25 protein-coding genes are annotated in these 25,984 nt (G+C 46.4%); 16 read left to right on the top strand and 9 right to left on the bottom strand.

Translation table 11 applies throughout. The features are described from left to right. Positions 1-164 precede the first annotated feature (164 nt). A complete protein-coding gene (locus EGV92_RS00840; protein ID WP_131667323.1) occupies positions 165-1,004 on the top strand; it encodes an IclR family transcriptional regulator in 840 nt (279 codons plus the stop codon). A gap of 59 nt (positions 1,005-1,063) precedes the next feature. Here the strand turns inward: EGV92_RS00840 and rtcR are convergent, their stop codons facing one another. Together rtcR and EGV92_RS00850 are read right to left on the bottom strand one after the other, a co-directional pair. Then, positions 1,064-2,800 carry an RNA repair transcriptional activator RtcR gene (gene rtcR, locus EGV92_RS00845; protein ID WP_131667324.1) on the bottom strand — a complete coding sequence of 579 codons (1,737 nt, stop codon included), beginning with the start codon at positions 2,798-2,800 and terminating at the stop codon, positions 1,064-1,066. Positions 2,801-2,820: 20 nt separating this feature from the next. Next, positions 2,821-3,468 carry a hypothetical protein gene (locus EGV92_RS00850; protein WP_131667325.1) on the bottom strand — a complete coding sequence of 216 codons (648 nt, stop codon included), beginning with the start codon at positions 3,466-3,468 and terminating at the stop codon, positions 2,821-2,823. 717 nt (positions 3,469-4,185) lie between these two features. On the opposite strand from EGV92_RS00850, the gene EGV92_RS00855 reads away from it, so the two are divergent. The 11 genes from EGV92_RS00855 (at position 4,186) to EGV92_RS00900 (ending at position 16,212) form a co-directional block, all read left to right on the top strand. Next, a complete protein-coding gene (locus tag EGV92_RS00855; protein ID WP_207401714.1) occupies positions 4,186-5,418 on the top strand; it encodes an RtcB family protein in 1,233 nt (410 codons plus the stop codon). 666 nt (positions 5,419-6,084) lie between these two features. After that, positions 6,085-6,501 carry a hypothetical protein gene (locus EGV92_RS00860; RefSeq protein ID WP_131667327.1) on the top strand — a complete coding sequence of 139 codons (417 nt, stop codon included), beginning with the start codon at positions 6,085-6,087 and terminating at the stop codon, positions 6,499-6,501. Between the two features lie 52 nt (positions 6,502-6,553). Then, on the top strand, positions 6,554-7,000 hold the full coding sequence (locus EGV92_RS00865; RefSeq protein WP_131667328.1) for a hypothetical protein: 447 nt from the start codon (positions 6,554-6,556) through the stop codon (positions 6,998-7,000). Between the two features lie 685 nt (positions 7,001-7,685). After that, positions 7,686-8,144 carry a DIP1984 family protein gene (locus EGV92_RS00870; protein ID WP_131667329.1) on the top strand — a complete coding sequence of 153 codons (459 nt, stop codon included), beginning with the start codon at positions 7,686-7,688 and terminating at the stop codon, positions 8,142-8,144. Positions 8,145-8,190: 46 nt separating this feature from the next. Continuing rightward, positions 8,191-8,367 carry a hypothetical protein gene (locus tag EGV92_RS13810; protein WP_165525528.1) on the top strand — a complete coding sequence of 59 codons (177 nt, stop codon included), beginning with the start codon at positions 8,191-8,193 and terminating at the stop codon, positions 8,365-8,367. A gap of 477 nt (positions 8,368-8,844) precedes the next feature. Next, positions 8,845-9,093: a hypothetical protein gene (locus EGV92_RS00875; RefSeq protein ID WP_131667330.1), complete on the top strand. Its 249-nt coding sequence runs from the start codon at positions 8,845-8,847 to the stop codon at positions 9,091-9,093. 615 nt (positions 9,094-9,708) lie between these two features. Next, positions 9,709-10,857: an AAA family ATPase gene (locus EGV92_RS00880; protein ID WP_131667331.1), complete on the top strand. Its 1,149-nt coding sequence runs from the start codon at positions 9,709-9,711 to the stop codon at positions 10,855-10,857. 81 nt (positions 10,858-10,938) lie between these two features. Further along, positions 10,939-12,105 carry an RNA 3'-terminal phosphate cyclase gene (rtcA, locus tag EGV92_RS00885; RefSeq protein ID WP_131667332.1) on the top strand — a complete coding sequence of 389 codons (1,167 nt, stop codon included), beginning with the start codon at positions 10,939-10,941 and terminating at the stop codon, positions 12,103-12,105. A gap of 65 nt (positions 12,106-12,170) precedes the next feature. Continuing rightward, positions 12,171-12,947 carry a 7-cyano-7-deazaguanine synthase QueC gene (queC, locus tag EGV92_RS00890; RefSeq protein WP_131667333.1) on the top strand — a complete coding sequence of 259 codons (777 nt, stop codon included), beginning with the start codon at positions 12,171-12,173 and terminating at the stop codon, positions 12,945-12,947. A gap of 331 nt (positions 12,948-13,278) precedes the next feature. Next, positions 13,279-14,994 (top strand): FMN-binding glutamate synthase family protein, encoded by a 1,716-nt coding sequence (locus tag EGV92_RS00895; RefSeq protein ID WP_131667334.1) that lies wholly within the window; start codon positions 13,279-13,281, stop codon positions 14,992-14,994. A gap of 360 nt (positions 14,995-15,354) precedes the next feature. Further along, positions 15,355-16,212, top strand: coding sequence for a phosphodiester glycosidase family protein (locus EGV92_RS00900; protein ID WP_131668057.1), 858 nt, complete (start codon positions 15,355-15,357; stop codon positions 16,210-16,212). A gap of 55 nt (positions 16,213-16,267) precedes the next feature. Here the strand turns inward: EGV92_RS00900 and EGV92_RS14250 are convergent, their stop codons facing one another. Continuing rightward, on the bottom strand, positions 16,268-16,390 hold the full coding sequence (locus EGV92_RS14250) for a hypothetical protein (protein WP_278248238.1): 123 nt from the start codon (positions 16,388-16,390) through the stop codon (positions 16,268-16,270). Between the two features lie 163 nt (positions 16,391-16,553). Here EGV92_RS14250 and ychF point away from each other — a divergent pair, with 163 nt between their 5' ends. The 4 genes from ychF to EGV92_RS00920 all read left to right on the top strand — a co-directional run bounded on the left by ychF (position 16,554) and on the right by EGV92_RS00920 (position 20,829). Continuing rightward, complete coding sequence (ychF, locus tag EGV92_RS00905) at positions 16,554-17,645, top strand: redox-regulated ATPase YchF (RefSeq protein ID WP_131667335.1); 1,092 nt, start codon at positions 16,554-16,556, stop codon at positions 17,643-17,645. Positions 17,646-17,822: 177 nt separating this feature from the next. Then, positions 17,823-18,422 carry a hypothetical protein gene (locus tag EGV92_RS14065; RefSeq protein WP_131667336.1) on the top strand — a complete coding sequence of 200 codons (600 nt, stop codon included), beginning with the start codon at positions 17,823-17,825 and terminating at the stop codon, positions 18,420-18,422. A gap of 115 nt (positions 18,423-18,537) precedes the next feature. Then, entirely contained in the window at positions 18,538-19,983 is a 1,446-nt protein-coding gene (locus EGV92_RS00915; RefSeq protein WP_131667337.1) for a deoxyguanosinetriphosphate triphosphohydrolase, read from the top strand. A 165-nt stretch (positions 19,984-20,148) separates the two neighbouring features. Continuing rightward, positions 20,149-20,829 (top strand): TetR family transcriptional regulator, encoded by a 681-nt coding sequence (locus tag EGV92_RS00920; protein ID WP_131667338.1) that lies wholly within the window; start codon positions 20,149-20,151, stop codon positions 20,827-20,829. 85 nt (positions 20,830-20,914) lie between these two features. Here the strand turns inward: EGV92_RS00920 and gspK are convergent, their stop codons facing one another. From gspK to EGV92_RS00950, 6 genes are all read right to left on the bottom strand, one after another. Then, positions 20,915-22,099, bottom strand: a complete 1,185-nt coding sequence (gene gspK, locus EGV92_RS00925; RefSeq protein WP_165525529.1) for a type II secretion system minor pseudopilin GspK — start codon at positions 22,097-22,099, stop codon at positions 20,915-20,917. A 17-nt stretch (positions 22,100-22,116) separates the two neighbouring features. Then, positions 22,117-22,971 carry a type II secretion system protein GspJ gene (locus EGV92_RS00930; protein ID WP_131667339.1) on the bottom strand — a complete coding sequence of 285 codons (855 nt, stop codon included), beginning with the start codon at positions 22,969-22,971 and terminating at the stop codon, positions 22,117-22,119. Beyond that, positions 22,968-23,603: a type II secretion system minor pseudopilin GspI gene (gene gspI / locus EGV92_RS00935; protein WP_131667340.1), complete on the bottom strand. Its 636-nt coding sequence runs from the start codon at positions 23,601-23,603 to the stop codon at positions 22,968-22,970. The genes EGV92_RS00930 and gspI overlap by 4 nt, the downstream gene beginning before the upstream one ends. Beyond that, positions 23,600-24,334: a prepilin-type N-terminal cleavage/methylation domain-containing protein gene (locus EGV92_RS00940; RefSeq protein ID WP_131667341.1), complete on the bottom strand. Its 735-nt coding sequence runs from the start codon at positions 24,332-24,334 to the stop codon at positions 23,600-23,602. Before EGV92_RS00940 ends, gspI begins: the two co-directional genes overlap by 4 nt. Positions 24,335-24,337: 3 nt before the next feature. Further along, the gene (locus EGV92_RS00945; protein WP_131667342.1) at positions 24,338-25,021 is read right to left on the bottom strand and encodes a TetR/AcrR family transcriptional regulator; all 684 of its coding nucleotides are present in this window, start codon (positions 25,019-25,021) and stop codon (positions 24,338-24,340) included. A gap of 142 nt (positions 25,022-25,163) precedes the next feature. Next, positions 25,164-25,952 (bottom strand): TatD family hydrolase, encoded by a 789-nt coding sequence (locus EGV92_RS00950; protein WP_131667343.1) that lies wholly within the window; start codon positions 25,950-25,952, stop codon positions 25,164-25,166. Positions 25,953-25,984: the final 32 nt, after the last annotated feature.

A 25,984-nucleotide genomic window follows, 5' to 3' on the forward strand; every position in this document is an offset into this window, starting at 1 on the left:
TCTTTGGATTAATGGCTTCCAAACATCCCTATTAATTTAGGACTAAAACTATATTGAGTTGCTGAATTAGTAAAATAGCGTTAGAATAGCTTTGTTCCACTATGCGAAACACTGTTTCATTTATTAAAACTATTAAATCAAAAGATTGAGGATAAGTAAAGTTAATGCTTAATAATGACAGCAAATTTGTGCCTGCCGATAAAACAAACTTGAACGAGACTATCGATGCGGTACTGGTTAAAGCAAAATCCGATAATGACCGTGCCTTTGTCACAGCACTTGGTCGCGGCGTCTTAGTATTAAGCGTCTTTGAACACGAGCAATCACTAAGCCATCAGCAAATTTGCTCAGCGACAGGACTTGCCAAGGCCACAGTGAGTAGACTGATTCATACTTTAGAATTGTTAGACTTGTTAAAACGCACCGACGACGATCGCTACCGACTGGGCAAGAGTTTGCTTAAACTTAGTAGCAGTGTTTGGCGCAGATACAGCTTAGTGGACGATGCCTTACCGCTCTTAAAAGACTTTGCACGCGCGCACCAAGTCTCAGTAAATATTGGCACTGAAATAGAAGGGGATATCCGCTACGTAGCCTGCTGCCGCAGTCCTGCACGCCTTGCCGTTAATCTAGCGGTCGGCTCGTCCGTACCGGTTGAACAAACCGCTATTGGCCGAGCCTATTATGCAGCGCTACCTACCAACTTTCAGCAGCAGCTGTTAGATTCGCTCCCCTTCTCAGAGGCGACTACGGAGCGCTTGAAGGCGGCGCAGATATTAGATGAGAACGCTCAATTTTATGAGCAGCATGGGTATTGCTTATCAGATGGTGAGTTTTCACCAGACATACTGGCAGTCGGTATCCCACTCTATGATAGAGCAACCGGCAAGTTCACCCACGCTCTTAATGCCAGCGTGCCTAAAGCCAACTGGGTAACGGAAGAATATGTTGACTACATTGTGCCTAAGATAAAGCAGTTGGCAACGCAGATTGAGGATCTTTGAGGGGTTAAAGGTTGTAACTCAGTACTGAACAAGGGTGGATAGGTGATAGAGCTAATACCCTACGCCGCTAGCTCATCAAACTTAAGCCCAAACTTCATCAAATATTTACGAAGTCGGTCACTGTCATTGGGATTTTTCAGCTTATCTCGTGAGTTGGCGTATAGATAACGCCCTGCCGCCGCTTGCGACTTATGAGCGCGGCAAACTTCTATCACGTAAGCCAATTGCACCCTATCAAAGGGATCTAATTCTGCCAAAGTTGTTTCCTCTAAATACTGCTCCAAAACCTCGCTACTTTCTATCTCAGTATTTGAATAATTGCATGTTGGCTTAGATTGGGATTGTGCTTGGTATAAGGATTGGGACTGCGCTTGAAAGTGGGACTGAGAGCTACTGCTTAGGCTATTTTTAGCTTGAGAAGGCAGGCTTTCAGGAAACGCCCAAATCTCTAATAATCGCTCAATCTCAGCCTCAACATCACTTAAGCGAATGACCTTACTGTCCGCTAGTGTGGTCAGCCGCGTCATACTGGCGGTCAAGTCGCGAAAGTTGCCTTGCCAAGTGGCGCTCGCGCTGGTAGCGAAGGCCTCATAACGCTGCCGCGCGGCAGGATCAAAACGGTATTGCTGCTGCTGCTCACTACCTAGGCGCGCCAGCTCATAATCAATATTGGCAGGCAGGTCCTCTAAACGGTCCTTGAGCGAGGGCAAAAAGAACGTCCAAGTATTCAGCCGAGCAAATAAATCCGCGCGGAACTCGCCATTGACCACCGCTTGACGCAAGTCTTTATTGGTCCCTGCCATCAGCTGAAAAGAGACGCTTACTGGGGTGTCACTGCCGACCGGATAAAAGCGTTGGTCCTCAAGCGCCGTCAGCAGCATAGCCTGCTCATCGAGTCCCAGCTCGCCAATTTCATCTAGAAATAGTAGACCACCATCGGCTGACTTGAGCAGACCATCGCGACTGGATGCCGCCCCAGTAAACGCCCCTTTAACATGACCGAATAACACACTCATGGCCGTATCGCCACGCAGCGTGGCACAGTTGACCTCAATGAACTTACCCAAGGTCTTTTTGCCTTGCCCTGAGCTGCCGGGCTTGTCTTTTTTTAACTCATAGATTTGCCGCGCCAGTTGCGACTTGCCCGCGCCTGTCGCGCCCATCAGTAGAATCGGCGCGGTCGAGCGGGTGGCGACCTTTTCGATATCTGCTATTAGCTTTTTATAGGCGGCGTTTTGGGTGACAAGGTTGGCCTGCAACGTCTGCCAGTGCTGCGCTTTTTCAGCTTCGAAGCGTGCGCGCAGGCTGTCGTACCTTGAGACATCAAGATCAATCACTTGATAACGACCTTGCGGGTTGGTTTGGTCAGGTTTACGGCACGGCGAGGTCTGAATTAGGTCGGCTGGGATAAAGCCCGCCTCTACCAGTAAGAACCAGCAAATCTGCGCCACATGCGTCCCCGTGGTGAGATGCAGCAGATAATCCGTGTCGTCATTAAAGATAAAACCACTCACGAAGTCGTACAGCTCAGCATAGACTTCTGCAAAGTCCCACGGACTCGTCAATCGCACATGATGACCGATGACTTGGGTGTCCGGACTGACCTGCGCAATATCGGACTTCAGTATATTGAACAGCCGCTTGTCTCGCGTGCTATATAGGATATGCAGCTCATCGACTACCAAGTCGTCATGCAGACACAAGCTCAGCGTCGGTCGCCAGCGCTGCCAACGCTTGTCATTAAAGCCATTGTCTAGTGTAGTGCCTAGGAAGCCGATGACGGCGGTTTTATTCATTTAATAATTTCCACTTATAGCTAATTGCCTACCTTGATAAGCTTACTCATATCTAGCTCATCTTCGCTATGACCATCGTTCATTAGCTCACTAATATAGTTATAGCCCAACCCGATACTACAATCAGGTAAGCCAATAATGTCTGCCAGCGCCTCTTGCACTTCGCTGGCGAATACAAACTCTTTATGCAAAGCTGCCAATATGGCCTCTTGCTTATCTGGGCAATTAAACGCAGATGCTAGCATCTGGCTCATAGTATGAGCAGCTTGCTTCTTTTGCTGCTCCTTTGCCGCTATCTCTTCAGCCGATTTTGGCTCAGGTTCTATCAGCTCGCCTTCTTCATCGACTTCACAGCCCTCATACATCTCATCAAAACCCCAACCACAGGTATAATCGGCCAAATACTCCCCAGACTTGAATAAAGTCAATAGCAGCATATCGCTATCATGATTGAGCACCCCAAGAGCGACGCAGTCAAGCTTAGCAGTTAACTCAACCAATAAATTATGCAAGTGCTCAATATCTTGCATGTCACAGATGGCCTCATAAATCACGCATTGCTTGGCCGCTGTCGGCATGACAAAGGCATTAAGATTTTTTGCCTTAAGGAACTCACCAGCTTGTTCAGCCGATGACTCTACCGTGGCATTGACATAAAAACTTCCCATAATCTTCCCTTATATTATAAAAATGTCATGAGTAAAGGTTTATCCTAGCACTTAATATCCTATGGTCTCAATGTACCATGTTCTCAAAGTTTACTATCGTCTCAAGACATTTAAACCTCCATAGCAATACCAACCACGACAAAGCTATCAAACCCTTGAGGCAATCACAGACCCATCCTAAGTAAGATTACTCGGTATGAAAAAATACCTGCCCTCTTCAGCAGCGAACTTATGTGCCTCATCAATACTACTGGCATTAGCACTTTCACTAAATCGATAGTCACCTGTCTCAAATACTTATTTTTGTAAAGTACCAAGGGCTTCAATCACGTCCTCTTGATACGCTGTAACACTGCGATAACTTTCCATTCCCATAACGTTCTCCTTAGTGGTTGGTTTCCAAAACTTTTAAATAGCGATTTATATAAAAAATTATAACTCTATATAATATTTTATACATAATTATTATTATGATAAGTTTGTCAAAAATACACAAGCCTAAATTTTTTCTAATTTTTATATATAAATCAAATACTTAGTTAAAATATATAATTATTTTAATAAGTTGGCATAGCTTTCGCTGTATATAGGTTGAGAAAGATCTTAAGGCGAATCGAATCAGTAATTGAATCTAGACACTGAGCCTAAAATTGAGCTTAGAAAAGCTAAGTTTAAAAACACCAATGGTAAAGAACTAAGAAAATGAAGGAAAAGACGATGCAACCAGCCACTCATAACGTGATTCAGGACGGTGGGAAGCCAATCAGACTTTGGACCGAGGGCGTTCCTGTCGATAGCAAAGCACACGAGCAACTGATTAAAGCCTCGCAAATGCCCTTTATCTATAAATGGCTCGCGGTCATGCCAGACGTGCATGTGGGCATCGGTGCGACTATTGGTAGCGTGATTCCGACCAAAGAGGCGATTATCCCTGCGGCGGTCGGCGTCGATATCGGCTGCGGCATGATGGCCGTTCAGACGACGCTTACCGCCAATGATTTGCCGGATAACTTGCTGGGCCTGCGTACCGAGCTGGAAAAAGCCATTCCGCATGGCCGTAGCAAATCGCGTGGTCGCGGCTCGAACCGTGATATCGGCGCATGGTCCAATCCTGATAACAGCGTAAAAGCTGGCTGGGGCACCTTGGTCGATGACTTTAACTATCTGTGTCAAAAGCACCCGAGATTGAAAAAAACCAACAACCTAAACCATCTAGGAACGCTAGGAACGGGCAACCACTTCGTCGAGGTCTGCCTAGATGAGACCAATCAAGTTTGGATTATGCTGCACTCAGGCTCTCGCGGCGTCGGTAATGCCATCGGCCGCTACTTTATCGAGCTGGCGCGTGAGGATATGCGCAAGTGGTTTATCAACTTGCCGGACCAAGACTTGGCTTATTTCTCAGAGGGCACAGAGCACTTTGATGACTATTGGTTTGCCGTAGGCTGGGCGCAGCGCTTCGCCTTCAAAAACCGCGAAATCATGATGGAAAAGGCCATTAAAGCCTTGCATGACATCATCCCTAAACCCTTTGATGCACGCGTCAAAGCAGTGAACTGTCACCACAACTACGTGGACAAAGAAGAGCATTACGGCGAAGAGGTGTTTGTAACGCGTAAAGGTGCGGTACGCGCCCGCGTTGGGGAATACGGCATCATCCCAGGCTCGATGGGTGCCAAGTCCTTTATCGTGCGCGGTAAGGGTAACGAGGAATCGTTCTGCTCTTGCTCACATGGTGCGGGCCGCGTGATGTCACGTACTGAAGCAAAAAAGACCTTCACTATTGATGACCAAATCGCTCAGACTGAAGGGGTCGAATGTCGTAAAGATGCCGCCGTGATTGATGAAATCCCAGCCGCGTATAAAGACATTGATGCGGTGATGCATGCGCAGCGCGACTTGGTAGAAGTGGTGCATACGCTTCGTCAGGTAGTTTGTGTAAAAGGTTAACTGCTTGTCCTAGCCTAAAAACAAAGGACTCAAGACAAGATTAGCCTTAATATCGCAGTCCCATTGAGGGTGAGAAATATGCGGATCATGGTTAGGCGCTCGTTAAACACTAGGGCCGCCTACGCAGGCACAGCCTTTGTCTTGCGAACCGGCAAAGCAATGTTTTGCTATTCCCGTTCTCACCCTCGGCAAAAGCAAATGCCTTACCCAAGGGTAGCGTGGGTGCAGCACAGCGAAACCCACGGACTCAATCAACGATAACGATAGTTTGCTGGAATTAAAGAGGTAACTAATCAAAAGTTCAAAACTTGGGCATGTTGGCAAACAGGTGAGCGAGGATTAGAGAGTGTCTGAGAGACAGTTGCCCGAGCGCAAGGCGTAGCGGTAGCGAGGATGCTACTACTTAAAACTTGATGTTATCAGTAGGCTGGGTAAAACCAGGTGTAGTAGGAAAGTATCACTAACATGGTAGCTGAGTGGGATTAATAGTCAGGTTAAAAATGCTTTGCTAGCTCTGAAAACGGGTCACCCATTGCATTAGTTTTTCGCCAATATTAATCTCGGCTGTTCGACTAAAAACGGCAGTTACTGTATTGATGAGGGTTTTACGAAGCAGTGCTTCTCACCCAGTCATGTCCACCATTTATAAAAAATAAGGAAAATAAAATGTTTGAATCTATCGTACAACTATTTCAAGCCAAGGAAGCTATTGAACAGGCTCAGATTAGCCAGCCTATCCGCTCGATAGCAGATATTAAACAAGGCTATTTTTATGCCACGCCTAGAGAAAAAGGCGGTTATAACGTCCTAAAAGTTTTAAAAACTGACAATGAAGGCGTGCATATTCGACTATATAGTAATGTCTACCCTAACCTACCAACGGACCTTGATATAACGACCCTCTATTTAGCAGGGTTAGATGAACAATCTGAGCAGATAGATTTGGGTATGGGACATTTACCTATTAGCTTTGATAGCTTTATGACATGGCAGGCTGTGCCATTAAATCAATTTGAGCCAGTCAGCGAAGATCAGCTTGAGGGCTACAGAATGTGGCAGGAAGCCGAAGGCGGCTATTTTTAGAGAATTATAATTTTAATAATGGTTCATTAAAGGACTATTGAACAGGTGATTTATGAAAACGCTAATTAAAAAACAAACTAAAGACCAAGCGACAAGTAGTCGCTCAACGCGCAAAACCAAAGGCCCTACCGTGAGCCAAAAAACGACTGGTGCAAGCCGTCTTGGCAGCGCTACTAATCTTGCCCGTCTTACTAACGCTGCGACTAGTACTATTACGACAGTGCCAGTACTAGCAGGATTTTACTATGCCGTAAATGCAGATGAGGCACACGAATTTACCATGATGCAAGTGGTCGAGGTATCGACCAACACCGACTTGCACACGGCGATTAAAGTGCGCCAGTTCGCGCCAATGTTTAAGGTGCTGCCCGACTACCTTATCCCTGAGCAGCTAGGCTTGCCTGTGGCGCAGTTTTGGCTACCACTCGATGAGTTTGTCAGTTGGCAGCCGCTGCTGATGCAGCGCGGCGTAATAGTGACTCAGATACTGGCTAATTAAAGAAGGTACTGGCTAATTAAGCAATTAGCTATTTTCGGTAGCATGCGCTTAGCAGTACTTTCATTAACGATTCACAATTCAATTTGTAACTTAACGACAACTAAATTTATAGCCATTGAGATTGATACTAGCACCAGCTTTTATGTTCGCACCAATACTTGCGCCACCACTAGCTGAACAATACAAAGTCAACCTCTTACCATTACTATCATTAAAAGTATTGATGGTGATAATGCAGGAACTGCCTTTAGTACCATACACATTGACGCCATCTTTCTCACAAGTCGTCGTAACTAAGGGATCAATAGGATTTACTGGAAGTGCATCGATAGCTATAAGTTTACAGTTAGCCGTACAGGTTTTATCGTCTTTACATAAGCTATAAGTGGGTTTAGAGGAACAAGTATATTACCATTAGCTAATGTTTTATTGCCAGTAAAGCCGCTACTATTAGCCTCTGATGAGCTATCACTCTCACCATCGCAAGCAGATAGGAATAACGCAGAACAGACGACTAATACACTGAAAAATTTTTTTAATTTAACTGCCTTACAAAAAGTATAACTACTCGAGATGTGTTGATTATACTTCTACCATAATTGGCATAAAACTGGATTATTAATCTAATGTTTAGTGGTTAAACTTAGCGAAAATTAAACATATTATAAGTGTTATGGAGAATAAAATGAAACTAGCCGAAGCCCTACTCATCCGCAGTGATATGCAAAAGAAACTCGCTCAGCTAAAAGCGCGCATTAAAAATAATGTCAAAGTTCAAGAAGGCGATACGCCAAGCGAAGATCCCAATGAGCTATTATTGCAAGCCAGCCAAATTATCACTGAGCTAAACACGTTGATTGAACGGATTCACCGCACTAATGCGATTGCCAAAACGGATAAAGGCCAGTCGATGCTCACGCTATTGGTCGAGCGTGATACCTTAGAGCTGCGTCATAAGCTGCTGATTGAGACGATTGAAGCCGCGCATGGTGAGGTAGACCGTTATAGCCCGCGTGAGATAAAGTGGGATGTGATGGTGTCAATCTCTGGCCTGCAAAAGCAAGCGGATGATATCGCGATGAAACTTCGTCAGATTAACCTTGTCATCCAGTCCAATAACTGGCAGATTGAGTTAGTAGACTAGACCTTTAACACCGAATTTTAAGAATTTTCCCATCGGCTAAGCTAACATGACAGACTCAGCCGAGGGAATACCAGTTTGGAACCGACTGGGCGAGTGTCAGACCCCTCACCAAGCCAAGCAGGGGGTTGAAAATGTACTGCTAGGCTTTGCTACACGTCGCGGGCAGGCGTATTTTTTACCCTTAATGCTCCGAACCTGTCACTTGTTATCCATGACAAGTTAGACCTTACTACCAGACACTGACAGTCGGTTTCAATTTATTAAGTTAGGAAACCTCAGGAAAACCTATTTAAAGGATTTCCCTTGCAAGGCGAAAATTGATATGCAATTTTTTAACGCCTTTCAGGTTTCAATTTAAATCCTCCCCTGCCCTCCTTTATAAAAGGAGGGAGTGTTGTAGCTAAGTTATGTCTGTAACCGTTATGCCGTACGGATACGTAGTCTTAGCTATCACTCATTGAACACTGGGCTAATCTTATAATGTTCCGTAGGCTGCAGCTTTTGCCCAGCAAAGTGCAAAGTATGATTCTTGAATCACCGGGCACCTTCTTAAACTGGGCGTGAGGCCCAGCCTTTTAAGGCGTTCAGCGCTAAATTTCCCATCAGGATATAGATACGTTAGACTACAGCGAGATTGCAACGTGTTTGATAGTCAATCAAGGCACTAATTTAAGACTATTTTTGATAAGGAAGAATGACGATGAACATGAATGACATGATGAATAGCGCGAAAAGCTTAGTCGATGATGCCAAAGATAAAGTTAGTGATTCTGGTGAAACTTCAGGTAACGGCTTATCAAGCCTTATGGACAAAGCCAAAGACTTGAATATGGACGAATTAGCCAAGTATAAAGATATGTCTAAAGAAGAGCTTATTCAAGAACTAAAGAACTCTGAACATACTGAAACGGTAATTAACTTTATCAAAGGCCTTATTGATAAAAAGTAGCTAATCGCTTCAGTCGCTTTAAGTACGATTCAGAGGGCTTAAGAGCTATCGTTAATACGGTAGCTCTTAGGCTCTTTTTTGATGGTGTTACGATTAAATAATCCTCTCCTACCCTGAGCGCCGTTAAAAATTTGCATGCTACTGTGAGCATGGCCCTTGTCTTGCGCCGGGCGAAACCGTGTTTCGCTTATCCCTTCTCAAGGCGCGTAAGAGAAAATCCCTTAAAGGGGATTATCTGAAGGTTTAAGCATGAGTTCAAGGTCGATAAGAATGATAACTAAGCCATAGCAAGGCTTTTTAGCCCTGACAGTAGCGGTTATCCTGCTCGGTTGGGCGAGTTGCAGGGACTAGAGCCTGAGGTAGTCTCGAGGCAACAGGAATGCCTCAGCTCGTGTCCCTGCCTCGCCCAGCTGGGCAGATAATAGCGGTTGGCAGGATTAGCTCCTCCTTATGAATGCATAAGTAAATTAGTGAATAAAAACATCGAATAAGCTAAATGCTGGTCATAAGCATAAGATAAGAGTTAAAACTGACAGTGATGGTAAGATTTATGTCAGACAGTGTCATAATTTCGGGGTATGATAGATAATTTTTGGGTATTGATGGACTTTAGTTATGAAGATAATGCAATCACGGTTTTTTAAGGCGCGCAAGCTGCTAAGTATTACTAGCGAGACGCCTTGTTTGGTGACGGCGCTGGAGGATGAGCGCCAGTATTTGAGTAAGTATAATCCGTTTGAGTCGCTACTCGATGATATCTTGCCCGGGGTGTATGTGGGTAATGCTAGCTTGGTGATTGAGGAGGGTTTGCTGGCTGACTTTGAGCGTTGCACTGACTTTTATACGGTGGATTATGACGCGAAGACCAACCAGTGCTATGACGGTGAGCTTTGCTATTTTCACCCCGAGCTTGAGGTGTTTATCCTCGCGAATATGGACTTATCAAACGAGTACGATGAGCGTATCAAGAAGGATGGCTTGCTGAAGATTAGTAATGTGTATTACGAGTCGATTAATCCGCAAGCGCCGGCGAATATGCATGCGCTGTTTGAGCGTTATTTGCATAAGTATGAGTCGGATGAGGCGAAGGTGTCGATATTGCTCAAAGAGACGCACGGGCTAGTGTTTAAGACCCATCGAATCAAGCCGTATCCGGTCGATTTAGAACTGATGTACAACGAGGATTTTACGCCGATTCATGAGCATATTAAGTCTAAGCTGGCTGATGACAATAAAGGCGTGGTGCTGCTGCATGGTATCGCAGGTTCGGGCAAGACCAATTATATCAAGTGGTTGACCAGTCAGGTGCCAAGCAAGCAGTTTATCTTTGTACCGACTAATATGATTAGCTATCTGACCGACCCTGAGTTTATGTCGATGTTGATTGACCATAAAAATTCGATATTGGTGCTAGAAGACTGCGAGAACTATATCGCTGAGCGCACGGCGGATGATGTCAATACAGATGTGGTGTCATCGATTTTGAACATTGCGGATGGCATGCTGTCGGATATCTTGGAGTGCCAGTTTATCTGTACGTTTAACTCGGATATCTCAAAGGTCGATGAGGCGCTACTGCGAAAGGGCCGCTTGATTGCGGAGTATAAGTTTGGCTTGCTGGAGACCGATAGAGCGAACGCTTATCTTGAGTCCATTGATAGCGAGCTGCGCGTGGATCTGCCGATGTCGCTGGCGGAGCTGACTAATATCGACGAGATAAGCTATAAAGAAGTCGTTAAAGAGATGAAGATTGGGTTTATTTAGCCCAAGCCTTACCTCCTCCTAATCGCCCCCTTTGACAGGGAGGAGCTAAACCAAAAACAATAATAAGAAAAGGCAGTAAGCATGTCAGCATTAATAAAAGATAAAATCCTAAAAATTGACGGCAGTACCGGTGAGGGTGGCGGTCAGATTATCCGAACGGCGTTGGCCTTGTCGATGCTGACAGGGACGCCGATTGAGATTACTAATATTCGCGCGGGCCGTGCCAAGCCCGGCCTTATGCGTCAGCATTTGATGTGTGTTCGCGCCTCACAAGAGATTGCGAATGCTGAAGTGTCAGGAGCGCATTTGGGCAGTCTGGCATTTAAATTCGCCCCAAAAGAGATTGTCTCAGGGGACTATACTTTTGATATCGGTTCGGCTGGTAGTACCAGTTTAGTGCTGCAAACCATTTTGCCTGCCCTACTCTTTGCGAATACTGAAGGGGCTGTCAATACTAAAGAGTCTGCCAATATCGCTAGTCATGGCGTATCGACAGTGACGATTAAAGGCGGCACGCATAATCCTTTTTCGCCGACGACAGATTTTTTGCAGCAGGCGTTCATTCCTGCTGTTGCTAAGCTTGGTATGCAGGTTGCGATTGAGCTAAAGCAAGCGGGATTTGCGCCCATTGGTGGCGGCGAGATTGCCGTTACCGTGCAGCCATTTTTGCGCCGTGCGGACGCGCCACCCTTTAAGTTGACCGAGCGTGGCGCATTGCAAGGCGTCACCTTAGTGGCGAGTAACCTTAACCTCGACCATGATATCTGTCAGCGCGAACTTGCCAGCGCTACAGCGAGCTTGGTAGAAGCTGGCGTTGATACGTCGTTAATCACTAGCAAAAGCTCAAAGCTGCACGGTATTGGCGAGGGCAATACTTGCTACGCCGTCATAGAGCATAAGCTAGCAGGCGATGTAGACTCGGACGTTGATTCAGAAACTCGCTCAAGCCACTTACATGTTGAGGTCTTCACTTTACTGGGGGAAAAACACACTTCGGCTGAAAAGATGGGCAACCGTTTAGCAGGCCTGGTAAAGCGTTACTTACTGCAAAGCGATGCGCTGGTCGATGAATATCTAACCGACCAGCTATTATTGCCACTGGCGCTATCTGGTGGTGGCGAATTTAGCACACGCATGATAAGTCAGCATACCGAGACACAAGCTTGGCTGATTGAGCAGTTCTTGCCTGTTGAGATTAGCTTTGAGCGTATTGGCGAAAATAAAACGTTGGTTAAAGTCGTCTGCTAAGGGTGCTTTATCAAGGCGTTATTTGCTAAAATGGCGTCTTTATTACTAACTTGATTACTTTTTCTATGACCGATTTATCTGGCACTATCACTAGCAGCGCTTTTTCTTCTGCAAATACTAACAACCAAGATAGCAAAGACCAAAATGCCGTCGTCCTGTTATCCGGTGGCCTCGACTCGGTCACTTGCCTGTACTGGGCCAAAGCCCACTATGCTAGCGTGACCGCAGTCAGCTTTGACTATGGTCAACGCCACAATAGTGAACTGGTCGCGGCGAAGAGTATCGCTGAGCAAGCCGGTGTCTCTCACCGCATTATTAATATCGACATTGCGCAGCTGGGCGGCTCATCCTTAACCGATCACACCATGAGCGTGCCTGATGGCGACGCGGACAAGTTCCCCAGTCATACTGATAGTATCGATAATGATGCTATTCCAAACACCTATGTGCCTGCCCGCAATACCATATTCTTATCCTACGCGCTCGCGGTCGCCGAAGTCACCGAGTCCAATCATATTGTCATTGGTGTCAGCTCAGTTGATTACTCAGGCTATCCTGACTGCCGACCAGAATATATCGATGCCTTTGAGACCATGGCCAACCTTGCGACTAAGGCTGGGGTAACCGGTCATAAGCTACACATCCAGACCCCGCTGCAGCAGCTGTCCAAAGCGCAAACCATTGAGCTTGGTATGTCATTAGGTGTCGATTACTCACAGACCATCTCCTGCTACAAAGCCAACTTTGAGGGCGAGGCTTGCGGTAGTTGTGACAGCTGTACCCTGAGAAAGCAAGGCTTTAAAGAAGCAGGCGTCCCTGATCCAACACAATATGCAAGCTAATTACTTCTAAGCTAATATTGGCGATATTAAGCCAATTAAAATACTTTACTGCTATCGTATCAGCAATTTACCCTGACCTTATTATACTAATAAGCGAGTAAACAGTTGAGCGTTAACTTTGTACTATACATGATATAGTACTGCTGCTAAATACAGCCCTGCTGCTAAGTTTGACTTTAGCTTCGTCATTATTACCGCATTATATTTACTCGTTGTAACGCCTGCCAAAGCTCGTGCCTAGAGCGCAAGCCAGTAGGCGCAAAATTTATTAATAGCCATTATCTAATGATCGCGAATAGACGATCAGATAGACCAGAAGATAAGAGCCACTATGCCGCAATCTCGTACCGACCTCCATCCAGAATCTAGACAACAGCTGCCTTATATCATTAGCGTCCTACTACGCTATAGCGTTATGGGGGTGGCGACTATGTTGTTTGTCATTGGTCTTTTTATCCTAAATTGGTGGCTTATCGTCATCGCAGGCCTACTGGTGCTCCTAGGTATCTATGACATCATTCAAAACAAGCATTCAGTACTCTCCAACTACCCTATCGCCGGTCACATTCGCTATTTGCTCGAGGACTTTCGCCCTGAGATTCGTCAGTATTTGCTAGAAGATGAGAAGGAACAAGTGCCTTTTTCACGCCAGCAGCGGGCGCTGGTCTATCAGCGGGCAAAGAATGTCAGCGACACCAATGCCTTTGGTACGCTAGATAATTTATACGCGGAAGGTAAAGAGTGGTTCTTGCAGTCGGCGGTCAGTCATCCACTTAAAGATACTGACTTTCGCATTACCGTAGGCGGCGAGCAATGCAGCCAACCTTATAGCCTATCGGTCTTTAATATCTCCGCGATGAGCTTTGGTAGCTTGTCTGGTCATGCCATTATGGCCCTCAACCACGGGGCCAAAATCGGCGGCTTTACTCATGATACTGGTGAGGGTGCCATCAGTCCTTACCATCGTAAATTCGGTGGTGACCTTATCTGGGAGCTAGGTACAGGCTATTTTGGCTGCCGCAATGCGCAAGGCAACTTTGATGCCGAGCTATTCACTGAGCATGCCCGTGAGCCGCAAGTGAAGATGATAGAGATCAAGCTGTCCCAAGGCGCTAAGCCTGGCAAAGGTGGCGTCTTGCCTGCTGAGAAGATCACCCAAGAGATTGCCGATACTCGCCGAATTCCGATGGGAGAGGATTGTATCTCGCCGTCGAGTCATACAGCGTTTAGTACCCCAAGAGAGCTAGTAGCCTTTTGGCAGCAGCTGCGCGAGCTGTCTGGCGGTAAGCCTGTTGGCTTTAAGCTATGTATTGGTCAGCCTTGGCAGTTTATGGCGATTGTCAAAGCCATGATAGAGCTGGATAATTATCCAGATTTTATTGTGGTTGATGGCGCCGAAGGTGGTACTGGTGCGGCGCCCGTTGAGTTTATGGATAGTGTCGGTATGCCATTGACCGATGGCTTTTTATTCGTACATAACACCTTGGTCGGTGCTGGTATCCGTGACAAGATTAAGGTCGGTGTCAGTGGCAAAATCATTAGCGGCTTTGATATTGCCCGAATGTTGGCACTTGGTGCTGATTGGTGCAATTCGGCTCGCGGCTTTATGTTCGCTGTTGGCTGTATCCAGTCACGCTCTTGTCATACCAACACCTGCCCTACTGGCGTTGCGACCCAAGACCCTTATCGTCAGCAAGCCCTCGATGTACCAAGCAAATCTGAGCGCGTGGCAAGCTTTCATAAAAACACCCTTAAATCATTGGGCAGTATCGTTGGCGCGGTAGGCCTAACGCATCCGAGCGAGCTTAAGCCCTACCATATCGCGCGGCGCATGGATGATGGTCAGATCAAGCTGCTGTCCAAGTACTATTACTTTACTGATGAGGGCGCACTATTAGACGTTGCTGCGCGTGCTGATGTCTTTAATCAGATGTGGGTGATGGCCGACCCTGACAGCTTTAATGCCAATAATGATGCGCTGATTGCCTATAATCAGGACTCTAGGGATAAAGGCAAAAATACTGCCGCGACCAGCGAGCTGGCGTAACCACTTTTAAGTGAGCCGTTTAGCAAAAATGATTTGGCACTTAGACGTATTGCTTATTTAACGAATATCGGTACTATATCACTACTACAAAGTAACTTAATGTTAGGGTCTGACGCACTTATATCAGGCCCTCATTTTTTGTTAAGCGCCGCAATCATTTTTGTTAATGTCTTAGCAACTGGCGCTGTTTTTCAGCCACACCTGCTATACTTATTGAGGATAATAAATTAAATAAGTTTCGAGGGTACTTTGAAGCGACCACAATGCCTACAGCCAAAAAGCATGCGTAGAAAACTAAAAAATATTCTCCTGAAAAGCTGCCCTCTAAGCACTGTTAGCTTAAGGACTGGCAGCTTGAGAATGAATCGTGTCATTCGAGTCTCTATTCTCGCCACGGCATTAAATGTGGCGGGGTGTAACGACAGCTCATTGGACGACTTTATCCATACTGCTCAGCGGGATAATAAAGATGCCGTTTGTATTAAATCAAATAAGCCATTTAAACATTCATTATGCTCTGTGGCTCAAGACGATTTATTAACCAATAATCATAATCTAGCCCTAAGACTATTTTGGAAAGCGAAAGATGCAGCTGAGAAGTCCGCCACACAGACCACCCCACCAGACTCTGGACCACTCTATAAATTTGATGCGCTGTTGGCCAATCTGCCTACTAACGACAGTCTAAAGTTTGCGGCCAATGCAGGCATGTATAACTCGGAATTTGCCCCGATTGGCTATACCGTTATTCAAGGTGAAGAGATTCGCTCGCTTAACCTAAAACAAGGCGGTGGCAACTTTCATCTACTGCCCAATGGCGTGCTGTGGTGGGATAAGGCTGGCAAGGTCCAAATTAGCGAAAGCCATGCCCTAAGCGCTATGCTAGAAAATGGCGAAGCCGAACCTTGGTTTGCCACGCAGTCGGGACCAATGCTGGTTATTAATGGTGATATCCATCCAAAGTTTGACCCCAATAGTACCTCGCTTAAGTTCCGAAACGGTGTTGGTGTTTGCAATGATGGACAGATTAAGTTTGTTAATAGCGATGAGATAGTGAGTTTTTATAACTTTGCTGCGCTGTTTAAAAATGATCTTGACTGTCCGAACGCTTTATTTTTGGATGGTGGCATTGCCTCTGCCTTATATGCGCCAGACATTCAGCAAAAAGACGATAAGAGTATGGGCGTGATAATCGGGGTAGTTGAAACAAAAGACTAAAGCAATTCAACAGTGAAGCGCGCTACTTTGCGCTAGTTAATGAAGCAAATATTTATCAATTAGCCTTTATTCGAATTGGCTGTTTACGCCGCGCGGTGTACTCATAACTGGCTTGGTTATCTATCAATAAATCTGACAACGCCAGCCAGACTTCTTTTTGCTGCGTGAGCATTGTCATACTAAAGCTCTAGTAGTGTCTATTTATGATAGGGCTTATCACAAATTAGCGTATCTAAACACCCGTAGAGTAGCGAATTTTGCTACAATACGCCCGATTTTATCCAAATATTTTTATCTGAATATCGTTTACCAGATTACACTTTGTTAAGAGAGACAGTACCATGGGTTTTAATTGCGGCATCGTAGGCTTACCAAACGTGGGCAAATCCACTTTATTCAATGCACTGACCAAAGCGGGTATCGCCGCGGAAAACTTCCCCTTTTGTACCAAAGATCCCAATGTGGGTATTGTTCCAGTACCAGATCCACGCCTTAAGAAGTTGGCTGATATTGTCAACCCAGAGCGTGTGCTACCGACCACTATGGAGTTCGTCGATATTGCCGGTCTCGTCGCTGGTGCGTCCCAAGGTGAAGGTATGGGCAATCAGTTCCTTGCCAACATTCGTGAGACCGATGCTATCGCTCATGTGGTGCGCTGCTTTGAGGATGACAATGTCGTCCACGTTGACGGTCGAATCAGTCCTATTGACGATATCGAAACCATCAATACCGAGCTTGCATTGTCTGACCTCGAAGCAGTCGAGCGCGCTATCCATAACCTTGGCAAAAAAGCCAAAGGTGGTGACAAAGATGCCGCCGCTACCCTCGATGTGTTCAAAAAGATTGAGCCTTTAGTGTCTGAGGGTCTGGCCGCGCGTGGTGCCAATCTTGATGCTGATGAAAAGAAACTAATCCGCAGCTATGGCCTTATCACGCTTAAGCCAACCCTATATATTGCCAACGTTAGCGAAGATGGCTTTGAGAATAACCCACACTTGGACGCCGTTCGTGCTTACGCCGAAAAAGAAGGCGCTATGGTATTGCCGCTGTGCAACCAAATCGAAGCCGAGATTGCTCAGCTAGACGAAGAAGACAAAGCGGAGTTCTTGAGCGACCTTGGAATGGAAGAAGCAGGTCTCGACCAAGTTATTCGTGCTGGCTACGAGATGCTCGATATGCAGACCTATTTTACTGCTGGTGTCAAAGAAGTTCGCGCTTGGACCGTTAAAGTTGGCGCGACTGCTCCGCAAGCCGCGGGAGTGATTCATACCGACTTTGAACGTGGCTTTATTCGCGCTGAAGTCATCGCCTATGAAGACTTTATTGAGTATGGTGGCGAAAAAGGTGCAGCGGCAGCAGGTAAACAGCGACTAGAAGGTAAAACCTATGTTGTGCAAGATGGCGACGTCATGCACTTTAGATTTAATGTATAAAGTTAAGCCATAGTTTAAGTTTAAGTTTAATTATTTATTTTTAGTAAAATTTTAGCGACTGACCAACAAGGTTAATCTTTGTTGGTTTTTTAATACTTAATTTATGTTATATTATAACATAACGGTTAAATCCATAAGTTACCCCTACTTTAATTTTATATATTTAAGAGATTGAATATGCGCAGCAATAACAAAGCTTTTTATCTACCTTGTTTACTTACCTTGGCTTTTACCCTTGGGGCTTGTCAAAAGAACGAGCACCCTCATCATGAACACTCAGCTACTGATGCCGAATACTCTGAGCAGCAGGCTATACCTCACCTAGACGATCACTCTCACATCGAGCATGGCGATGAACACGGCACTCATCATGATGACTCTCATGACCATGACCATCACGAGCACGACCATCACGAGCACGAGCACGACCATCATGACCACGGCCATCACCACGACCACAGTACGATGAATATGACTCAATACTCGTGTGTGCCAGATATGACAATCTATGCCCACTATGATCAGTCACTCGGCGACGATAAGGCCAGTAGCGCTCATCTATTAATTGAAGATATCGAATATGACTTTGATTTAGTCCAAGCCAAGACGGCTGCTGATGAGGCCGTTACGTATGAGTCTGAGTTTGGGATTAATGACAATGGTATGCGGTGGATAGTCACAGGTGACAGTGCTCAGCTGGTGGACTTGGTGTCAACGGCTCAAGCGCCAGCTGAAGATGCTCCGGTATTGTTTCAGTGTGACAAGACCGTAAGTTAGGCTGATAGGACTATCGATAATAAGGGGCTTTAAGCGATAGACAGAAGTAAATGAGGTACTAAAGACACAATTTTGCTATGCTAATGTTCAATAATACGATTGGATAATAATAACGATGCATGGCACTACAGCGACCTCCGCGACCTCTTCTATTACTGCTGCCGCCACGACCCAATGGTCATATTTACTCAATGCGCAGCGATTAGGTTCCTCAAAAAAAGCCAAATCTGGGGAGACAGCACGCTCCCCTTTTCATAAAGACTATGACAGACTGGTCTTTTCACACTCCTTTCGTCAGCTCAATCAAAAGACTCAAGTGCACCCGCTGACCAATCAGCTGGGCATTCATACACGGCTTACTCACTCGTTAGAGGTCTCCTGTATTGGCCGCTCCCTAGGGATGATGGCCGCTGAAAAGCTACATGACTCTCTCTCAGGTGGGCTGCCACGTGGGGTAACACCAGCTGACATTGGGGTCATCATTCAAGCCGCTTGTCTGGCCCATGATATCGGCAACCCACCCTTTGGCCATGCTGGCGAATATGCCATCCGCGACTGGTTCAATCACCCTGATCGCGCCACGTTACTCAGCCAGCTTACGCCCACCCAGCGACTTGATCTCATCGGCTTTGAGGGCAATGCCCAAGGCTTTCGGCTACTGGTACGTAATGAGCACCACCCAGATAAAGGCGGCATGAGGCTTACCTGCGCCACCCTCGGAGCCTTTATGAAATACCCTTGGCTCTCTAGTCACAGTAACCCCCACCTAACAGATACCAGCTCTACTGCACTCAATAATGCCACTACTATTCGAAAATATGGCTGCTTTGCTAGTGAAGCTCAGATACTAGAGCGCTTAGCCAATCGGTTACGCTTACCTATGTGCGCTCATCACGATGGCTTCGCCCGTCACCCTCTGGCTTATCTGTTAGAGGCGGCTGACGACATCTGCTACGCCTTGATTGATTTAGAAGACGGTATTCATTTGGACATGCTCAGTTACCAAGAGGTAGAGCCACTACTATTAGAGCTGGTCGGTGAACGATTGGGAGCGCCCCCTGAGGTGCTAAGTGACGCGCCTGTGCGCCATAAGCTTGCGGCGCTGCGCGGCCGTGCAATGATGCGCTTGGTGGACAAAGTGACCGATGCCTTTGTCGATAAAGCTGATGAGCTGTTAGCCGGCACTCTTGAGGGTAGTCTCTTTGATCACTGTGACCCATCGGTAATGAATGGCATTGACAGTGCTAAAACTTTAGCGCGTGAGCAGATATTTGGTCATCCTAGTAAGGTGCGTATGGAGCTGATGGCCAACCAGTGCTTACACCGCCTGCTCGATGCGCTAATTCCTCTGGCTACGACTCTACCTGATTCAGCAATGTCATTCGAGCAGCAACGATTGCTGCGACTGGTTCAGAGCCACTTTAACCATCATCACCGCTCATTAACGTCTAATACTTACGACAATATTCTCAATATCTTAGATTACTTAACCGGTATGAATGATCATGAAGCCTACAGTCTGGCACAAGACTTAAATGGCAGTCGCTCTGGCATATGGTAGCTCACTAATACACTGTTATAATTAACGCATATTTTATGCCTAATCAGCAGGCCCTAGCCAATTGCGTAACTTATTGCCGAAATGTGCAGTCAAGCTCGTTTTTTGTCATTGAACCCAGTATCATGCTACTGTTAATAGTTTCAGTAAAGAGAGTTCAACTATCCTATGAATACTCGAGAAAAGAAAAAACAACAAACCCGCCGCGCATTTTTTAACGCCGTATTAGACCTATGTATGACTGGTCAGTCCTTTAGCTCAATCAGCCTTCGTCAGGTCACTCGTGAGGTAGGAGTTGTGCCTACTGCTTTTTATCGCCATTTTGACGATATGGAAGATCTCGGCAAATCCTTGGTCGAAGAAGAGCTTGGTCAAGCCCTTGCGGTATTAAGAGAGAGCCTGCAGATAGGCCGACAGCGTAGCTTTGATCGGCAGATTGCCAAAAGTATTCAAATATTCTTCAAAGCAATCAATGAGCATCCGCGCTATTGGCAATTTATCGTTAGTGAGCGCTTCGGCGGCTCTGAAGCTGTACGCCGCGCGGTGAATGAGCAAATCAAGTTGCTATCAAATATTATCGGTGAAGACCTTGCGCTTCAGCCTGCATTCTCACATATCAACGCTTATGACAGACGTCTGCTAGCCGAAGCTGGGGTGAATTTATTCTTTTCGTGGATTATTGACTGGCTAGATCTTAACTATAATGAACATCACGATGATGAGGCTAACCGCCGAGATATTGAGTACCATAAAAAGCGTATGCTTCATCATTGCACCCGCCAAGCACAGATGCTGTTTTATGGAGCGTACAACTGGAAGTCGAGCGAAGAAACCTTACTTGATGATTAAGGCAGGCGCTAATAAGTTGTAGAAGACAGCTGATAGTCTGGAATACGGTAACTCAAGATTTATAGTGCTTGAAACACGCTATAGATTATAATCTGCTCCCTGACCCGCTAGTGGTAACATTAATGGGTCGATATGGCCATAGTCGCTGTGAGAATGCTTGGACGACTTTCTCTTGTTGAGTACTACTGACGCTGCTATTAGAGCTGTTATTAGAATTGTTGCTTGTGTCCCCGCTTTCAGGCTGCGGACCCATAGTGCCAGTGTCTCTATTATTAGCCGCCCCTGCGTCCGCATTCTTTGCCACTTTACTGATCATAACCGTAGCGTAGCGCTGCTTAGGTGCTTGAGCGCCACTCAGTTCAGCCGAATCAGTAGCCGTTATAATGGCTAAAAATGCTTGGCTATCTACGGTCAATAACGGTGCCAGCTTATTACGCGCCTCTTCTGGCAAAGAGGCAAAGGGCGCTATCTGCCAGAGGCTGTCTAGACTATCTATCGCTGTGGACTCTCTAGCACTGACGATAGCCTGCATCTGCTCAGGTGAGGCATTGTCCATCATTGCTGCGAGCACCTCAGGTAGCGCTGTATTCACATTTACTGGCAAGTAATAGGGAACTGCGGTCACGTAGGGTCTAAGAAGCGCTAAAGCCTCTGTACTAACCCCATTGATCTCACTGAGCTGATCCACACTATAAAAAGGCTGATTCGGCAGTGTTGTTGCCGACGCCGCGAGGCCGTTATGCAAAGTATCTGCGCCATAAATCGCTGCCTCTTCCGCACTATCTTCAAACACCATTGTGTCCGGATCTTGCCAATCTAACACCGCTACTGCCACACTCTCCTCTATCCCCACTTGTGCTAACAATCGCTTAAACGTTGCTAATGCGGCGGCATCTACTTGCCCGTCGTGATATAGATTGTTGATATTAAAGCGGCTGGCTTCATCATTTATTTCAATAGTTAGCACATGCGTGCCCATTGGATAAGGGGGAATGGGCTGCGCCCAAACATCATGTAAGCTGTCCGTATCGTTTAGCTTATTGTCAGCGCGGATCAGGGCTACGGCCAGCTGCTGAGCTGCTGCGATATCTTGCAACAGCTGATTTTGCTCGAATAATAGCCCACTTTGCCGGATAGCAATCTTTTGGCTCGCCAGCATAGCTCCTGCGACCACAGTAATAGAGACCACCAACAGCAATATCGTTAATAGAGCGACGCCTTGTTGACGCTGCGCGGCTTTAGGTAAGGCTTTGTAGGTAGAACGGTTCACAGTAATGACATCCTATCCTAAGGGGCGGGGGTTGGTTTGGCCTTGCTAGCCGCAGTATTGGGTGGCGGTGCTGTCAAGGCAAAGCGCCAGTCAAGCGGCATATCATGATAACTAAAGCTAAGCCCCACACCTTTGGGTAATAAAGCTGCTGACTCCTCAGCTGTACTGTTTTGCGAATTTGCAGAGGTCATCAATAAGCTGTTTTGGTCCTCACCACCACTAGGGAAGCTTGGGCTGCTCTCAGGATTATAGGCCTGCCATTGGCCGCTCTCAATCTCATCAATAAGTACGCTATCAAGACTCACAGCCTGAGCGCTATTGTTGAGATCAGCAAACTGCCTACGAATTAGCTTATTATCTGCAAACTGGTATTCGACCCGTACCAATACAGCGCTAGTCTGATATCTCGGATCTGGATCGGCAAAACGCACAAAGCTAACTTGATTCGGCTGTAGGTTAAATAAGGGCGGTGCCTTAGGTGCTTGAGGCACTGAAGTCCCAGCTTGAGGACTATCTTGAGCGGCATCGGCCAGTGAGTCAAGGTCTTGACTTGAGCTGGTAGGAGATGGCGCAGCCGCTGAAACTTGCTGGTACGCTACGACTTGACCGAAATCTTGCTGCATCTGTAGATAAGCATATTGCAACTCAGACAGCTGATCCGCATGATATTCGGCTCGCTCCTTGGCCCGATTTAAGCCATCAAATACCTGCCAACCTACCACCGCTAACATGGCAAAGATCGTCATAGCGATAAGTAGCTCTAATAAGGTAAAGCCGCGTTCGCTTGCTCTTCTTTTATGATAGCTCAGTGCTTTTGACTCATCTTTTTTATCAAGATTGCTCGGTGAGTTCATTGGGATCATAAGCTTCATTGCCTTTGTCCCATCCCGTTTAAACCACTTGCCTCATTAGGATTACTAATCATAACCGTGATATCAGTCACGCTATTTTTGGCAGTACCATCGATAATAGGAGCGACGGTGATGGTGACAGACTTGATAGCCGGGGTCATGGTATCGCTGACACTCAATTGTACCTGCCAGTCTCGCCCTTGGGACTGTACCTGTTTGCTTTGATCTGCACTCAGCCAAGTCTGATTCATTTTTAAATCAGCAGCGGTATTTTGGGCGACAAAATGTGCCAGTGTTCGCGTTTTGAGCACATCGACTGAGTGAAGGTAGGCGGAGCTGGCTCGACTTGCAGCCACAGCAACGACGGCCAATATAGCCAGTGCCACCATGACTTCAATTAAAGTAAAGCCACTCTGACGATGCTGAGGATATTTCAGATTTGAGCGTGGAGCTACTCTCTCAGAAGTAGGCGTCACAGAAGCCTGACGTATAAAATACGGGGTAAAATTAGCGGGGGTAACTTTTGATGTTTGCGCCGATTGCCAGACAGCAGAAGTCTTTAGACACGCTATCCTCCTCGCTACAGATGAGTCTAGACCACTATTACGAGGGAGCTGATTGCTAATCGCTGATAATACGGGCAGTCTATTCATGACGCCTGCCCAATTTTGACGTTGCCGTTTGGCTCCACGATAATCACCTCACCAACTGGTCTAGCATCATGTGTGATTTCGATAGTTACTGGCGTCGCCTCTCCTGTACCGAACCAGATAACTTGCGGCACTGCTTCGCCTACGAACCAAGGTTGCACTACTCGCGACTGACCACGGCTATTAACGGTCTGCCCCTCGTCTAAAGGATGAATAGTGATACTAACCCGATCTGGCAGCTCTGGCAGAGTGACGGCTGCCTCTGTCTGCCAAGAGGGGCTATCTTGCTCATCTTGTGACAGTGCAGATAGCTCCATCGCATTTTTAGCGGCAGCATCTTTGGTAGTTAGTTGCTGCTGGCGATAGGCATTATAGGGATCTGATAAAGTGACGATAACAGGGGCAAGCTGGCCTTGGCTATTGGCTTTTAAGCTCAGTCCCATCGGCTGCATTCGCTCTGCTGAAAGTAAGCGGACATACTGCATGCTATCAATGAGATGCTCGTAAAATGCTCGGTTTTTTCGTGACTCACTACTACCGACAGATAGGCTCATCATGCCCGCAAAAATGGAAAGAATGACCACCACCACCAAGATTTCCACTAAGGTAAATCCAGACTCTGTAGTGGTCTTCGCAGTGACTGTCTTGGCTAGCGGTGACGTTAGCCGTTGACACAGTCTAGGTATGACAACTAGGCTACCAGTGCTGCGCGGCAATCCCAGTAAGGCTCTCATAGGTTAATACTTCGTTCTGCGGTGAGCCTGAGACTCTGAGTCAATCTGCTCAACCAATTCCTGCATATCTTCATCAGCAAGCTCAGGCTCTTGACTAGGATATCGCCCTGGTAGATCGAGCATTTGCATAATCAAGGCATAACGCAGGGTATCGCGGCGGCCTAGATAGCGCTGATAGAAGCTTGAATTAAGCAGTCCTGCTCCGCCTTGACCCATTGCCCAAATAGAGGACAAATAATCTCGAGTAGACATACTACTATGCGTCTCTTGTAGATAGGCACTGGTAATGTCAATGAGACGCTTCATGCGCTGACGACGGATGTCATATAGCTCGGCAAAGAGACGATTGAGACCTGTCACTGAAGCGGCTAGCCGCTCTTCAATCTGGTTGAGGAGCATGGCTTTTTGTGGGTTTAATAACTGCTGCAATATCATTCTAGATACCCCAGCTGAAGGACAATCATCAATGCGATTGATCTCAAAAAGCTGCTCCTCATAACGGATAATAATCCGTAGATATAGCTCATCTTTACTCGAGAAATGCTTGTAGAGCGTGCCCTTTGCCAAGTCCAGTTGATCAGCCAAGCTATCTAGGGTGATGTCTCCATCACCTGACTCAAGCAGCAGCTGCTCTGCCATGGCAAGGATACTCTCCTCTCGCATTTTAAACTGATGCTGACGACTCATGACCGCTCCTAAATCTGACGTTTTTAACTTTAGATAAATAGCTCAGTATCTTTAGTAGATGACTAACCTAACATAAGGCACATTACACCTACATAGAGTTAACATATCGACTAAATGACTGAGTGGTCATAGGATAACTATTTTACACATATTGTGCCAGCAGATTCTCAAAGTTTTTTGCAGTCAGCTGCCCAATCTCTTCTTGACTCTTATTCAATAGCTCGGCAAGACAGCTGGCAACGTAGGGCACATAGGCAGGCTCATTAGGTTTTCCGCGTTTTGGTACAGGTGCAAGGTAGGGGCTGTCTGTCTCAATAAGTAAGCGATCCAGCGGTACCTGAAGCGCTGCCTCACGAAGACTTTGCGCACTCTTAAAGCTCACAATACCAGAAAACGAGATATAAAACCCTAAATCCAGTGCTTGCTTTGCCGTCTCCCAATCTTCAGTGAAGCAGTGGATAATTCCATGCTCTGCCTTCTCTGCTTTAAGAATATCGATAGTGTCGTACTTAGCCTCTCGTGTATGAATGACCAAAGGTTTCTTTAAGGTCTGACTGGCATGAATGTGCCGCGCCAGACTGGCTTGCTGCTCTTTTTTATTCTCCTCACTCCAGTAATAATCTAGCCCCGTCTCCCCTATCGCCCATACATGATCAGCAGCCGCCATATCTACCAAGCGCTCTACTGTCGCCGACTTTAGGACGTCTAAGTCCTCACAAGGGTGAATACCGACACTCATGCCTAGAGTTAACGAGTCACTACTATAGCTTTGTACGATATCGTAGATAGTATCGTACTCGGCGAAGTCGCACATAATAGCCATCGCTCTAGTGACGTTGGCCTCCTTCATGGCGTCAATCGCTCCCGTAAGCTCACCATTATATTTTTCTAGATTAAGGCGGTTTAAGTGACAATGAGTATCGGTGAACATAAAAGTTTACATCCTTTCTAATCGCATTAAAA

Origin of the sequence: Psychrobacter pygoscelis (assembly GCF_004335015.1) — a bacterium.
Lineage (GTDB): Bacteria > Pseudomonadota > Gammaproteobacteria > Pseudomonadales > Moraxellaceae > Psychrobacter > Psychrobacter pygoscelis.